15 protein-coding genes are annotated in these 13,076 nt (G+C 62.1%); 14 read left to right on the plus strand and 1 reads right to left on the minus strand.

Going from position 1 to position 13,076, the window contains the following annotated elements; all coding sequences use genetic code 11:
- The first annotated feature begins 20 nt into the window (after positions 1 to 20).
- The 3 genes from BLR31_RS18230 (at position 21) to BLR31_RS18240 (ending at position 2,274) form a co-directional block, all read left to right on the plus strand.
- Positions 21 to 611, plus strand: coding sequence for a 5-formyltetrahydrofolate cyclo-ligase (locus BLR31_RS18230; protein WP_176762752.1), 591 nt, complete (start codon positions 21 to 23; stop codon positions 609 to 611).
- The gene (locus BLR31_RS18235; protein ID WP_090598733.1) at positions 608 to 1,426 is read left to right on the plus strand and encodes a TIGR00282 family metallophosphoesterase; all 819 of its coding nucleotides are present in this window, start codon (positions 608 to 610) and stop codon (positions 1,424 to 1,426) included. Before BLR31_RS18230 ends, BLR31_RS18235 begins: the two co-directional genes overlap by 4 nt.
- 101 nt (positions 1,427 to 1,527) lie before the next feature.
- On the plus strand, positions 1,528 to 2,274 hold the full coding sequence (locus tag BLR31_RS18240; RefSeq protein ID WP_090598736.1) for a YebC/PmpR family DNA-binding transcriptional regulator: 747 nt from the start codon (positions 1,528 to 1,530) through the stop codon (positions 2,272 to 2,274).
- Positions 2,275 to 2,320: 46 nt separating this feature from the next.
- Here BLR31_RS18240 and BLR31_RS18245 read toward each other — a convergent pair whose 3' ends face one another.
- Positions 2,321 to 3,142 carry a GGDEF domain-containing protein gene (locus BLR31_RS18245; protein ID WP_090598740.1) on the minus strand — a complete coding sequence of 274 codons (822 nt, stop codon included), beginning with the start codon at positions 3,140 to 3,142 and terminating at the stop codon, positions 2,321 to 2,323.
- Positions 3,143 to 3,328: 186 nt separating this feature from the next.
- On the opposite strand from BLR31_RS18245, the gene ruvC reads away from it, so the two are divergent.
- The 11 genes from ruvC (at position 3,329) to tilS (ending at position 12,980) form a co-directional block, all read left to right on the plus strand.
- Complete coding sequence (ruvC, locus tag BLR31_RS18250) at positions 3,329 to 3,832, plus strand: crossover junction endodeoxyribonuclease RuvC (RefSeq protein ID WP_090598744.1); 504 nt, start codon at positions 3,329 to 3,331, stop codon at positions 3,830 to 3,832.
- Positions 3,829 to 4,446, plus strand: a complete 618-nt coding sequence (ruvA, locus tag BLR31_RS18255; RefSeq protein WP_090598748.1) for a Holliday junction branch migration protein RuvA — start codon at positions 3,829 to 3,831, stop codon at positions 4,444 to 4,446. The genes ruvC and ruvA overlap by 4 nt, the downstream gene beginning before the upstream one ends.
- A 41-nt stretch (positions 4,447 to 4,487) precedes the next feature.
- A complete protein-coding gene (gene ruvB / locus BLR31_RS18260; RefSeq protein WP_090598751.1) occupies positions 4,488 to 5,531 on the plus strand; it encodes a Holliday junction branch migration DNA helicase RuvB in 1,044 nt (347 codons plus the stop codon).
- Positions 5,528 to 5,956: a tol-pal system-associated acyl-CoA thioesterase gene (gene ybgC, locus BLR31_RS18265; protein ID WP_090598757.1), complete on the plus strand. Its 429-nt coding sequence runs from the start codon at positions 5,528 to 5,530 to the stop codon at positions 5,954 to 5,956. The genes ruvB and ybgC overlap by 4 nt, the downstream gene beginning before the upstream one ends.
- A 182-nt stretch (positions 5,957 to 6,138) precedes the next feature.
- The gene (gene tolQ / locus BLR31_RS18270; RefSeq protein ID WP_090598856.1) at positions 6,139 to 6,843 is read left to right on the plus strand and encodes a protein TolQ; all 705 of its coding nucleotides are present in this window, start codon (positions 6,139 to 6,141) and stop codon (positions 6,841 to 6,843) included.
- Positions 6,843 to 7,304 carry a biopolymer transporter ExbD gene (locus BLR31_RS18275; protein WP_090598761.1) on the plus strand — a complete coding sequence of 154 codons (462 nt, stop codon included), beginning with the start codon at positions 6,843 to 6,845 and terminating at the stop codon, positions 7,302 to 7,304. The genes tolQ and BLR31_RS18275 overlap by 1 nt, the downstream gene beginning before the upstream one ends.
- Before the next feature lie 3 nt (positions 7,305 to 7,307).
- Positions 7,308 to 8,453: a cell envelope integrity TolA family protein gene (locus tag BLR31_RS21800; RefSeq protein WP_176762753.1), complete on the plus strand. Its 1,146-nt coding sequence runs from the start codon at positions 7,308 to 7,310 to the stop codon at positions 8,451 to 8,453.
- A 160-nt stretch (positions 8,454 to 8,613) separates the two neighbouring features.
- Positions 8,614 to 9,924 (plus strand): Tol-Pal system beta propeller repeat protein TolB, encoded by a 1,311-nt coding sequence (tolB, locus tag BLR31_RS18290; RefSeq protein WP_090598769.1) that lies wholly within the window; start codon positions 8,614 to 8,616, stop codon positions 9,922 to 9,924.
- A gap of 184 nt (positions 9,925 to 10,108) precedes the next feature.
- Complete coding sequence (gene pal, locus BLR31_RS18295) at positions 10,109 to 10,603, plus strand: peptidoglycan-associated lipoprotein Pal (RefSeq protein ID WP_244505135.1); 495 nt, start codon at positions 10,109 to 10,111, stop codon at positions 10,601 to 10,603.
- A gap of 161 nt (positions 10,604 to 10,764) precedes the next feature.
- On the plus strand, positions 10,765 to 11,727 hold the full coding sequence (ybgF, locus tag BLR31_RS18300; protein WP_143009432.1) for a tol-pal system protein YbgF: 963 nt from the start codon (positions 10,765 to 10,767) through the stop codon (positions 11,725 to 11,727).
- Positions 11,721 to 12,980, plus strand: a complete 1,260-nt coding sequence (gene tilS, locus BLR31_RS18305) for a tRNA lysidine(34) synthetase TilS (protein WP_090598780.1) — start codon at positions 11,721 to 11,723, stop codon at positions 12,978 to 12,980. The genes ybgF and tilS overlap by 7 nt, the downstream gene beginning before the upstream one ends.
- The last annotated feature ends 96 nt before the right edge of the window (positions 12,981 to 13,076 follow it).

Consider the following 13,076-nt stretch of genomic DNA (forward strand, 5'->3'; position numbering starts at 1 on the left):
TGTTAGGAGAAATCAACGGCTTGACGGACGAAGAGGCTCAGCTCGAAGAGCAAAAGGCAAGGCTGCGCGAAGAGGCATTCGCCCGCCGAACGGGGGTGCCGCAGGCCGATCGCCAGGACGCGTCCAAGGCCGCTGCCGACCATTTTCTCGATGGCATTGCGCTGCAAAAGAACCAGATCGTCGCGCTTTACTGGCCGATCCGGGACGAAATCGATTGCAAGCCGCTCTTGACCAAGCTCATGGATTCCGGTCAACCCGTTGCTTTACCTGTGGTTTTGAGCGAGGACGAACCGCTCGAACTTCGGCTCTGGGAAGATGGCCAGCCGCTTTACCCATCCGGATTCGGCACGCTAGCCCCCTCTGAAACCGCGCCCGTCGTCGTCCCCGACATCGTCGTTATCCCCTTGCTCGCGTTCGATAAAACCGGAACGCGCCTCGGCTATGGCAAGGGCTATTATGACCGCACGCTGGCTCACATGGGCACCAGGCCGCTGCTTGTCGGCTACGCGTTTTCAGCCCAGGAACTCGATTTCATCCCCCGCCTCGCCCACGACCTGCCGCTCGACGTGCTGGTCACCGAAGCCGGTGTCAGGCGGTTCGAAAACGCATGAGGCTGCTGTTTCTGGGCGACGTGATGGGGCGGGCGGGCCGCGATGCGATCACCGATCGGCTGCCGGGTATCATCGAGCGATATCACTTTGATTTCGTTGTCATAAATGGCGAGAACGCCAGTCATGGACGCGGTATCACCGAGGCGCATTTCGAGCTGTTGCGCGATGCCGGCGCCGATGTCGTGACGCTCGGCGACCACGCATTCGACCAGCGCGAATTGATGACCGCCATCGCGCGCCATCCGACCCTCATCCGTCCCATCAACTTCCCGCCCGGCGCACCGGGGCGCGGGGCCGCAATGGTCACGGGCCGCAACGGCCATCAGGTATTGGTCGTGCAGGCTCTGGGCCGCGTGTTCATGCCCCCTATGGATGACCCGTTCCGGGCCGTCGATGCAGCGATTGCCGCGTGTCCGCTTGGCGAGCAAGTCGATGCAATCATTGTCGATTTTCACGCCGAGGCGACCTCGGAAATGCAGGGCATGGGCCATTATCTCGACGGCCGCGTGTCGCTCGTTGTGGGCACCCACACTCACATCCCGACCTCCGATCACCGCATTTTGCGCTCGGGCACGGGGCTGATGTCGGACGCCGGCATGTGCGGCGATTACGACAGCGTCATTGGCATGGAGATCGACGAACCGATCAACCGTTTCGTCACCGGCCTCGCCTCGGCACGGTTCACACCATCAGAAGGTGAAGCGACCCTTTCGGGCGTGGCGATCGAAACCGACCCGAAAACCGGGCTTTGCACGCAAATTCTCCCCGTCCGCATCGGCGGCACGCTGGCCCAAGCCTATCCCGATTTCGCCTGACCGTGACGCGCTAAACTTCATCCACTGTCTTTATTTTCGCGCCTCGGGCGACTATAAGCCGCCCATTCCAATTCGTTTTTAGCCAAGGGAACTGTCCGACTATGGCCGGCCATTCACAGTTCAAGAACATCATGCACCGCAAGGGCCGCCAAGACGCGGTGCGGTCAAAAATCTTCTCCAAACTGGCGCGCGAAATCACCGTCGCCGCCAAGTCGGGCATGCCCGATCCGGCGATGAATCCCCGCCTGCGCCTGGCCGTGAATAACGCCAAGGCCCAGTCCATGCCCAAGGACAACATCGAACGCGCCATCAAGAAGGCGCAGGGCGGTGAAGGCGATAATTACGAAGAAGTGCGCTATGAAGGCTACGGCCCCGGCGGCGTCGCGGTGATCGTCGAAGCTCTGACCGACAATCGCAATCGCACCGCGTCCAATGTCCGCGCCATCTTCTCCAAGGCCGGCGGCGCCATGGGCGAAACAGGGTCGGTCGCCTTCATGTTCGACCGGGTTGGCGAAATCTACTATCCCGCCAAGGTCGGCGACGCCGATACGGTCATGGAAGCGGCGATCGAGGCTGGGGCTGAAGACGTTCAGTCCGACGAAGACGGCCACACCATCTATTGCGCCTTCGAAGATATTGGCGACGTCTCTTCGGCGCTCGAAGCCGCGCTGGGCGAAGCCGAAAGCGTCAAGGCCGTTTTCAAGCCGCAGAACAACACGCCTGTCGATGCCGACAAGGGCGCGAGCCTGATGCGGATGATCGACAATCTAGACGACGATGACGACGTTCAGAACGTCTATTCGAACTTCGAGATGAGCGATGAGGACATGGCCAAGCTTTCGGCCTGATCTGGCGCAACTTGTAGAATATCTGGGCGGCTGTTGCCGCCCTTTTTTATGCCTTGCGAACCTTTTGGCCGCGATAGAGCAAATGGCGCGTCTGGTCGGGTACAATCGCTTCGTTGGCCGGGCGCTTGGGGATTACCACGATGTCGGTGTTGTTGCGTCCGGTTTTCTTGACCTTGTAGAGGCGCTCGTCGGCCGCCCGGAACAGATCATTAAAACCCATCTTCTCGCTGCACACCGCGCCGCCGACGCTGACTGAAAGCGTACAGATTTCATCGCCTGCCTCGAACTCTATTGTTCGCACGGCGAGGCGTATCCGGTCGGCTATGATGCGCGTGGTCTCGCGGCTTGCGTTGGGCAGGAAGACTCCGAATTCCTCCCCGCCGAGGCGCCCTACAATCTCAAGCTCGGTGAGTGGCGCACGTATGGCGGCCACAATGAGCTTAAGGGCCGTGTCGCCACTGGCATGGCCAAAGCGGTCATTGATCGATTTGAAATGATCGGCGTCAATCACCAGGAGCGCTCCGCCAGCGCCGTCGGGCGCGTCGAGAACAACGGTGACCGCTTCAACAAAAGCGCCATGGTTGAGGCAATTGGTCAGGCTGTCGCGCGCTGCCGCTTCCTCAAGCCGTTGATAGGCGAATTTCAATTCCTGATGCTTGAGCGAGAGGTAGAACACCATCGGTCCGCCGAGCACGAGCGGTGCGATAAACGCGGCCGCAAGCCCGGTTTCATTGATGCCCTGAGAGAAGATGTTGAGGATGAGATAGGATAGGACCACCGACGCCATAACGGATACGGCCATAAGATTGGCCGTGCGTATGGCAATGGCTGCCCATGCCTGGCGGGGCAGCAAGAGAGTGCGCGCCATTGCGAATTGAGATCCTGAAGTTTGCGTCCAACGCCACTCTAGCGCCGCGAGAATGAATGCAAGGTTGCGCAAATCGCGAAAAAGCGGACTTTTCCCGACACGCGGGACGGGTTGTTTCAACAGCAATGTTTTTGCTTTGTTCACTTTATGCTTGGTAGGCTGGCCGCGATTGGTTAGCCTTGGAGCATGTTGGAATTGGTGCGAATCATGGGGATCGATCCGGGGCTTCGGCGTACCGGATGGGGGATCATCGAGAGCGAGGGAAACCGGCTGCGCTTTATCGCGTGCGGAGTCCTGACCCCCGCCGTCGATCAGGAACTGGCGCTGCGGCTCGTCCATCTGCACGAAGGGCTGATGCGGCTGATCGCCGAACATCACCCGACCGAGGCGGCGGTGGAAGAAACCTTCGTCAATGCCGGCGCCCGCTCGACGCTCCTCTTGGGGCAGGCACGCGGCATTGCCGTCATGACGCCCGCATCTATGGGGCTTCCGGTGGGCGAATATTCCGCCAATCTCGTCAAGAAGTCGGTGGTCGGCACCGGCCACGCCGACAAGAAACAGATCGAATTGATGGTCAAGACGCTGATGCCGGCGGCTAATTTCAAATCGGCTGACGCCGCTGATGCCCTGGCCATCGCCATTTGCCATGCTCACCACCGTCAACACCGCAAGCTGGCGAAGTCCGCATGATCGGAAAGCTCAAGGGAGTGATCGACGCGCTGGGCGACGACACGGCGCTGCTCGACGTCAATGGCGTGTGCTACGAGGCCCATTGCTCGGGGCGGACGCTGCAAGCGCTGCCGTCGGTCGGCGAAGCGGCGACACTCCATATCGAGATGATCGTGCGTGAAGACATGATCCGGCTCTATGGCTTTGCCACGCAGGGCGAAAAGAACTGGTTCAAGCTGTTGATGACCGTGCAGGGCGTGGGCTCACGCGTTGCGCTGGCGATCCTCTCCACACTCTCGCCGTCAGACCTGTCCTCGGCCATCGCCTTGCAGGACAAGGCCATGGTTGGCCGCGCGCCGGGCGTAGGCCCCAAGCTGGCGCAGCGCCTAGTGCTCGAACTCAAGGGCAAGGTGCCCGCACTGGGCAGTATCGATGCGGGAACAATCGGCCTTCAGACGGCGCTGGGTGAGGGCGTTGCCAGCGGCAATGTGGCGGACGCCGTTTCCGCCTTGGTCAATCTCGGCTACGCGCAGGCCCAGGCATCAGGCGCGGTCGCGCGGGTGGTGGCAAAAGAGGGCGAGGACGTCGCAACTGAAAAACTGATCCGGCTGGGCCTGCGGGAGTTGAGTTCGTGAGCGCCGTTGCATTCGGACGCCGGGAGCAATAGCAAACTCTCATGACCGATCTCACAAACGCCGCCACGGGCCGCGACGATAGTCTCGATGTTTCCCTCCGTCCCTCGGGGTTTTCCGAGTTTGTGGGGCAGGAGGCCGCGCGGGCCAATCTGCAGGTGTTCATCGAGGCGGCCCGGCAACGCCAGGCGGCGCTTGATCACGTCCTGTTCGTCGGCCCTCCCGGCCTGGGCAAGACGACGCTGGCTCAGATCATTTCGCGCGAACTGGGCGTCGGATTTCGCGCAACGTCCGGCCCGGTCATCGCCAAGGCGGGCGATCTCGCCGCGCTTCTGACCAATCTAGAAGAACGCGACGTCTTGTTCATCGACGAGATCCACCGGCTCAATCCGGCAGTCGAGGAAATTCTCTATCCGGCGATGGAAGATTTTCAGCTCGATCTCATCATCGGCGAGGGCCCGGCGGCCCGCTCGGTGCGGATCGATCTTGCCAAGTTCACGCTGGTCGGCGCGACGACCCGCGCCGGGCTCTTGACGACGCCCCTGCGCGATCGCTTTGGCATTCCGGTGCGGCTGAACTTTTACACCCCCGAGGAACTGGTCAAGATCGTCGAGCGCGGATCGCGGCTGATGGGCATGGCCATGACTCAGGATGGGGCGATGGAAGTCGCCCGCCGCTCGCGGGGAACGCCACGTATCGCCGGACGCCTTTTGCGACGGGTGACCGATTTCGCGCTGGTCGAGGGTGCAACGACCATCGATCGGGTGGTCGCCGACCGAGCTCTCCTACGCCTCGATGTCGATGCAAGAGGCCTCGATCAGCTTGATCGGCGCTACCTCAAGACCATCGCCGAGTTCTATGGCGGTGGACCCGTGGGCATCGAAACCATGTCGGCGGCGCTCAGCGAGCCACGCGACGCGATCGAGGAAATCGTCGAGCCCTATCTCATCCAGCAGGGGTTCATTCAACGCACGCCGCGCGGGCGTATGATGACAGCGCTCTCGTTCCAGCACATGGGCTATGCGGTGCCGCAGGGCTTCGTCGGCATGCAGGCGCGGTTGTTCGAAGACGAAGAGGGCGAGCCGTGAGCCACACATTCGGTGGCGAGATCGGTGCCGATGGCCTGCACCGCTTCCCGGTGCGGGTCTATTTCGAAGACACCGACTTCTCCACCAATGTCTATCACGCGGCGTATCTGAAATTTTTCGAGCGGGCGCGAACCGAATATCTACGCGCCCACGACATCCATCACTCCGAATTGATCGCCGACGGGCTGGCCTTCGCAGTGCGCGAAATGACCATCTCGTACGACCGCGCCGCCCATATCGATGACCTCTTGGTAGTCGAGACGAAAATGGCGCAAACCGCCGGTGCGCGGTTTATTTTGGAGCAAACCATCCGTCGCGAGGACGAGATCGTCTGTCGCGCGAATGTGGTTGCCGTGCTTCTCAACGACAAAGGACGGCCCGTCCGTCTTCCGGAAAGCCTCCGCGCGCTTCTTTTGCCGCGTTGAGCGCTTCTTAACCTTTCCTTGACCATAAATGGGGCAAGCGGCACTGCTGCGCTGCATTGACCGGGTCGCGGGGATTTGTCTCTCACTTTTGACAAATTTGACCGCCATCGCATCAAGGTATTGCTGGCGGCGGGGCACCCATCGGCAAGGACTATTCTCCGAGGAAGTTTGATATGGAAGCTATGGACGCTGTGGGCACTGCGGCCGCGCATACCGATTTTTCGCCGCTTGGCCTGTTCCTTATGGCCGATATCGTCGTCAAGATCGTTATGCTCGGCCTTTTGGGCGCCTCCATCTGGTGCTGGGCGATCATCATCGACAAGTCGTTGATGTTTAATCGCGCACGCTCGGAGATGAACCAGTTCGAAAAGACCTTCTGGTCAGGACAGTCGCTTGAAGAGCTCTACCAGACGCTCTCCCAGCGCCCGACCAGTGGCCTTGCCGCGGTGTTTGTCGCCGCGATGAAGGAATGGAAGCGGAGCCACGAGCAGAACGCCTCGAGCTATGTCGGGGTGCAGGCACGGCTCGACAAAGTGCTCGACGTCGCGATATCTCGCGAAACCGAAGTGTATGAAAAGCGCCTCTCGGTTCTGGCCACTGTCGGCTCGGCCGCTCCGTTCATCGGTCTGTTCGGCACGGTCTGGGGCATTATGAACGCATTTACAGCGATCGCCGCCTCGCAAAGCGCCAGCCTTGGTGTGGTCGCCGGTCCGATCGCCGAAGCGCTGTTTGCGACGGCCATCGGCCTTGTCGCGGCTATTCCCGCGGTTATCGCCTATAACAAGCTCTCGGGCGACGCCAACAAGCTCATCGGCCGGCTCGAAGGCTTTGCCGATGAATTCTCGGCCATTCTCGGGCGTCAGCTCGAAGCCCGGAGCCGTAAGTAATGGGTATGGGTGTTGCAGGCGGAGGCGGGGGCGGCGGACGCCGTCGTCGCGGCGGCTCGCGCAATAAGATGATGAGCGAGATCAACGTCACGCCCTTCGTGGACGTGGTCCTCGTGCTGCTTATCGTTTTCATGGTGGCCGCACCAATGATGACGGCAGGTGTCGCGATCGATCTGCCGCAATCGTCGGCGGGCGAACTTGAGACCCCACGCACGCCGATCACCGTTTCGGTCAATCCTGCAGGCGAAATCTACCTTGGCGAGGACCTCATAACGGCAGGCGAACTCGTCGCAGCCGTGGGCGCCCAGGCCGAAAGCACCGAAGACCGCATCTATGTCCGCGGCGATACCGCCGCCAATTACGGCACCGTGATGCAGGTCATGGGGACATTGTCGTCTGCCGGATATTCGCGCATCGGACTGATCACCCAGCAGCCGACCGCAGAAGCTGCGGGGCAGTAGCCCATGCGTATCGGATCTGCCGTATCGGTGATAGGCCACACCGCCATTCTGGCGTTTAGCCTCGTGCACCTGTCCAACGCCGAGCGCATGAATCCGAGCATGGAGATGGCCATCTCGGTCGATCTCGTTCCAATTTCGGAATTTTCCAACATCACCGCCGGCGTCGAGACCAGCGAAGTCGTCAATACCGAGACGCCGTCTGCTGTCGAAACCGAAACGGAAGTCGATATCGCAGATCGTACGGGGGCGACCGAAGAGGATCAGCCCACGCCCGAAATCACAAATACGCCGTCGCCGGCGCCCTCGATCGAATCCGCACCCGCTCCAGAGCCTGAACCCGAGCCCGAGCCACTGCCTGAACCCGAGCCAGAGCCGGAACCCGCGCCAGCACCGACGCCTCCGCCCACGCCGGCGCCGCGGCCTGAACCCGTGCCCGAGCCTGAGCCGGCGCCTGAACCCGAGCCTGCACCTGCTCCAGAGCCTGCTCCGGCCCCAGAGCCTGAACCTATGCCCGAACCCGAGCCTGAGCCGGAACCAACGCCCGAGCCGCCACAACCGGCGGCCCCGGTGCCGCCGCAGGTGACCGCTAGCGTCAACCAGTTGCGTCAGCAATTCGCCCAGCAGCAGGAAGCTGCCGAGCGCGCTGCGGAACAGGCCGCTCAGCAGCAACAGCAGGAACAAGCGCGCCCGACACCACCGACACCACAGAACCAGCCGACAAGTCCGGTCAGTGACGATCTTGCCGATCGCATCGCCGATCTCATCAATGACGAAACGTCACGCGGCTCCACGACCGGCGCAGGCGGACAGCAATCGCTCGGTGCGCCGACGGGGCAGTCTGCAACCTTGACCCAGTCCGAGCAGTCGGCGCTGGCCGCGGCCATGCGCCGATGCTGGACGCCGCCGATCGCCGCCCAGACGACGCCGGGCCTGACTGTAACCATCAACGTCGCGTTCAATCAGGACGGGTCGCTTTCGGCCACGCCGCAAATCGTCTCAGCCTTGTCGGATGATCTGGTGCGGGCGACGGCACTCTCCGCACAGCGCGCGGTTCAGAACTGTGCGCCCTACAATATGCTGCCAGTCGAAAAATACGAGAGCTGGCGGAGCGTCGAAGTGACGTTCGATCCACGAGACGTTGCGATGTAACAGTGATGGAAAAGCCATAGTCTGACTGCAAAATCGCCACGCACCGATATTCGGACATGATTTGAGGTTAAGTGGCGCAACTGAAATTTGCCTCTTGGGGTTTAAGTCCCCGATCGCAGGCCGGCGTTAGCAGCGCCGTACACCAAGGAGAGACCAGCGTATGAACGTTTTGACCCGCAGAGCCGCGCTCAAGATGGGACTGTCCGGAGCGGCAATGCTGGCCGCGGGCCCGGCATTAGCCCAGTTGCGGATTACCGTGACGGGCGGCAATTTTACGCCGATGCCTATCGCCGTGCCCAATTTCTCGTCCGGCGACCCCGCCTTCGGTGCAGAAGTGGCGCAGGTCGTGCGCAACAATTTGACCGGCTCGGGCCTGTTCCGTTTGATCGATCCTGCCGGATATCCGCAACAGGTCGGCGATCCCAACGCTACGCCGGCCTTTGACGCCTGGCGCACCACCGGTGCAGACGCCGTGGTGATGGCGGACGTCAATCGTTCGGGTCAAATCCAGTCGAGCCTGCGGCTCTGGGATACGTCGGCGGGCCAGCAGGTCACCGGCAAATCCTACGGCACCGATGCCAGCGCCTGGCGCCGCATCGCGCATATGGCATCCGATGCCGTCTATACCGGTTTGACCGGCGAGACGGGATATTTCGATTCCCGCGTCGTGTTCGTGGCCGAAAGCGGCCCGCGCGCCAATCGCGTCAAGCGGCTGGCCATCATGGACCAGGATGGCGCCAATGTTCAGTATCTGACCGATGGTCAGTTGCCGGCCATCACGCCGCGCCTGTCGCCGAACGGCCAGTTGTGCGCATACATGGTGTTCGACGGTCCGCAGTCCTCGGGCATTTACGTACTCAATCTTGCCAATGGCCAGACCCAGTCGCTCGGGCGCTTCGGCCAGATGAGCTTTGCACCGCGCTTTTCGCCTGACGGGCGCCGCATCGCCTTCTCGGTGACCACCGGCGCAACGACCAATATCTACGCTATGGATACCGCTGGCGGACAGCCGCAGCAGATCACGACGGGTTCGGCCATCGATACGTCGCCGTCCTATTCCGCCGATGGTTCGCGGCTTGTTTTCGAATCCGATCGCGGCGGCCGTCCACAAATTTACGTGATGGCATCGGGCGGCGGCGGGGCGGAACGCATCTCTTATGGCGACGGCTCGTACTCCACACCGGTCTGGTCGCCCAAGGGCGACCTCATCGCCTTTACCCGCCAGTCGGGTGGCGAGTTCCAGATCGGCATCATGGCGCCGGACGGATCGGGCGAACGCATTCTAGCCAGCTCCTACCACGCGGAAGGCCCGACCTGGGCGCCAAATGGCCGTGTGCTCATGTATTTCCGCGATCCGGGCGGAAACGAGGGTCCGTCGCTCTATTCGATCGACATCTGGGGTCGTAACGAGCGCCGCATCGGAACGCAGGGCTTTGCGTCCGACCCCGCATGGGGCCCATTGCTCTCCTAAAGTATCGCTTTTGCGCAACACTCTCAGGCGTCCCGAATGGGGCGCCTTTTTGCTGCCCATACGCCGCATTTGCGCCCGATTAGGCACTGATTAACCATCATCGCATACGCGGCATTAAGATAACGCGCTGTAAAACCGTTCACTACGTTTTTTCCTATTTTGGAGCTTCACCATGGGTTCGACCATGCCCCTTCTTCGTTTCGGCAAAGGCCTCCTCATGGTGGCGATGCTTATTGTTCTGGCCGCTTGTGCCCGCACGCCGACCACCGGTGTCGGCAATATCGGAGCGGGCCCCGATGGTATGGGTGGCGGCGGCGCGCCCGGCAGCCAGCAGGAATTCCTGGTGTCGGTCGGCGACCGCGTGTTCTTCGAAACCGACTCCTCGACACTCACTTCCGACGCGCAGGCTACGCTGCAAAAGCAGAGCCAGTGGCTGCAGCAGTATTCCCAGTACCGCATCGTGATCGAAGGCCATGCCGACGAACGCGGCACCCGCGAGTACAACATCGCCCTCGGCGCCCGTCGCGCCACGGCGGTCGTCAACTATCTCGTTTCCCTGGGCATCCCGCAAAGCCGGCTGTCCACTGTGTCCTACGGCAAGGAACGACCTGTCGCGATCTGTAACGATATCTCCTGCTGGAGCCAGAATCGTCGCGCTGTCACAGTCCTGACAAACTAAGCCGTCACAGACCGAAATTGCCATCTGGAGGCATAGCGTCGGGACCGCGTATATGGTCCCGGCGCTTCTTTTTTGCCAAAATCCTGCTTTAATCGCGCATCTTTGAAAGACGGTTGTGCGTTGGCTCGCGTAAGAGAGGAGCCAACAGTAAGGAGATTGCCGTGAATGTGTTGAGTTCAATGGCGGCGCGCTGGCGGCAGGGTGCCGCTGTCGTTGCGACCGCCGGATTGCTGACGGTTGCAATGACCGTCGCAGGGCAGGGGCAGGGCAATGACCTTGCGACCTTGCAGGTGCGTCTTGATGCCTTGGAAGAACAGGTGCGCGTGAATTCGGGGCAGATCGAAGGCCTGCAGTTCCAGCTTACCCAGCTCCAGAGCCTGCTCGAACGCCAGCAGGAAGACAATGAATTCCGCTTCCAGCAGCTCGAAGGCGGTGATCTGGGGGAAACTGATGCGGTGACCCAATCCGGCGGCGATACGCCTGCCGGGGTGTCGCCGCAGGACACAACCTCGCAAACCGTGCCCCAGAGCAGCCCTGCCACCGTCATCGATCCGCTCGTTGGCGATTCGGACCTTATCGAAGGGCCGGAGCAGTTGGGTAGCGAAGACGATCTCTATGCCAGCGACGTCTTCGGTCGGGATGGGGTCATTCTCGGCGCGCCGGCGGGCGAGCTGGGATCGACCCCACCATCCGCACCGCTGGATCTGACGTTCGATCCGAATGCGACCCCGCTCAATGACGGCAACGCCAACGCACAATACCAGGCCGGCTATGAAGCTGTGGTGTCGGGCGACTACGCATTCGCGGAAAACCAGTTCCGCCAGTTCATCGAGGAATTTCCCGACCATCAACAGGCGCCCGATGCGACCTATTGGCTGGGCGAAACCCTCATCCAGCGCGGCGCGCATGGGCAGGCGGCAGAGGTGTTGCTGAGCGGGTTCGAGCGTTACCCGACTTCGGCGCGTGCGCCCGATCTCCTGCTCAATCTGGGCATCGCTCTGCACGGCGCCGGCGAGTTCGATACGGCGTGCCGGACCTATGGCGAAGTGCTGCGTCGCTATGCGGACTCCACGCAGGCCTTCCGGGACCGCGTCACGGAAGAGCAGGCGCGGGCAGGGTGCTGACCGATCCGGGCGATCCCCTTTCCGGGCTCGATCCGGCAAGGCTGTTCGCTTCGATCGCAGATGAGAAGACCATCGGCCTCGCCGTTTCCGGCGGGGCCGATTCACTTGCGCTCATGCTGCTGGTGGCTGGCTGGGCCGAGCGCCCCAGAGCGATCGTTTATACCCTCGACCACGCCCTGCGACCCGAGGCCGCGGCCGAGGCAGCGATGGTCGTCTCGTTGGCCGACCAACTCGGCCTCGAGGCTCGGTGCCTGCGTTGGACGGGTGAAAAGCCCAGCTCCGGCAAGCAGGAGGCCGCCCGGACCGCTCGCTACCGCCTCCTCGGGGAAGCAATGACCGCCGACGGGGCCACCGTGCTCCTCACAGCGCATCACCAGCGTGACCAGGCCGAGACGGTCCTCATGCGCTTAGCCCATGGGAGCGGAATTTCCGGTCTTGGCAGCATGACCGTGCGGGCCGAGGTGATGGGCGTTTCGATCGTTCGGCCGCTGCTTGAGGTTGCGCCCGAAACCCTCGCGGCCATCGTCGCGCGTGCCGGGCTTATGCCGGCCAATGATCCATCCAACGCCGATCCCACCTATGAACGCACCCGCTGGCGGCAGGCCCTGCCGGGGCTTGCAGCCCTCGGACTTACCGATGCGCGCCTCGCTCAGTTCGCCAGCCGGCTCCGACGCATGGACGCTCTTGCCGATAGCGCCACTGACGGTTTTCTTTCGCAACACGCACGAATCGATCGTCTCGGGGTCGTCCATCTGTCCCGCACCCCGTTTGCCGACGCCCAGCCCGAACTCGCCATCAGGGCGCTGACCCGCGCCATCGAGACGGTTTCTGGCCAGCCTTGCGCCGCGCTCGGTCAGGTCGAGCGATTGTACGACGCCCTGCTGTCCGACCGCGCGACGCCCGAAACGTTATCGGGCGCCGTCGTCCATCCCCGTGACGATGGTCTGCTTGTCTATCGCGAGATCGGCCGCATGCCAGTGTTGCAACAGGCGCTGATTGCGGGGCGTGAGATCATCTTCGATAATCGCTTCACCATAATGTCTGCCCGTCCTGGCCTTATGGTTTCGCCCGGCCAGGGCTGGACGCGCGAGCGGTTTAAAGCGTGGGCCGGAGACGCGCTCGATGTGCCTGTCGCCGCCCTCGCCGCGTGCCCGATCGTCACCGCCGAGGATGGCCGCGTCGTCGCTATCGGCGCTTGGGTAAAAGGCGACGATATCGCCATTCACGTGCGCCCGTTAACCGATCGGCGCTGAAACTGCGGCAATCGGCCACCTGAGCCGTCTCGCGCCCTTGTATCGCCTGGGCGACGGCCTTACATTCGGCCACAATCTCTCGGCATCATCATGCCG

It is taken from the genome of Pelagibacterium luteolum (assembly GCF_900100665.1).
GTDB lineage: Bacteria > Pseudomonadota > Alphaproteobacteria > Rhizobiales > Devosiaceae > Pelagibacterium > Pelagibacterium luteolum.

Bases quoted from the DNA above. Each gene is read 5' to 3' on its own strand.
- BLR31_RS18235 (WP_090598733.1), top strand. From the start codon at position 608: ATGAGGCTGCTGTTTCTGGGCGACGTGATGGGGCGGGCGGGCCGCGAT.
- BLR31_RS18240 (WP_090598736.1), top strand. From the start codon at position 1,528: ATGGCCGGCCATTCACAGTTCAAGAACATCATGCACCGCAAGGGCCGC.
- BLR31_RS18245 (WP_090598740.1), bottom strand. From the start codon at position 3,142: ATGGCGCGCACTCTCTTGCTGCCCCGCCAGGCATGGGCAGCCATTGCC.
- ruvC (WP_090598744.1), top strand. From the start codon at position 3,329: ATGTTGGAATTGGTGCGAATCATGGGGATCGATCCGGGGCTTCGGCGT.
- ruvA (WP_090598748.1), top strand. From the start codon at position 3,829: ATGATCGGAAAGCTCAAGGGAGTGATCGACGCGCTGGGCGACGACACG.
- ruvB (WP_090598751.1), top strand. From the start codon at position 4,488: ATGACCGATCTCACAAACGCCGCCACGGGCCGCGACGATAGTCTCGAT.
- tolQ (WP_090598856.1), top strand. From the start codon at position 6,139: ATGGACGCTGTGGGCACTGCGGCCGCGCATACCGATTTTTCGCCGCTT.
- BLR31_RS18275 (WP_090598761.1), top strand. From the start codon at position 6,843: ATGGGTATGGGTGTTGCAGGCGGAGGCGGGGGCGGCGGACGCCGTCGT.
- BLR31_RS21800 (WP_176762753.1), top strand. From the start codon at position 7,308: ATGCGTATCGGATCTGCCGTATCGGTGATAGGCCACACCGCCATTCTG.
- tolB (WP_090598769.1), top strand. From the start codon at position 8,614: ATGAACGTTTTGACCCGCAGAGCCGCGCTCAAGATGGGACTGTCCGGA.
- pal (WP_244505135.1), top strand. From the start codon at position 10,109: ATGCCCCTTCTTCGTTTCGGCAAAGGCCTCCTCATGGTGGCGATGCTT.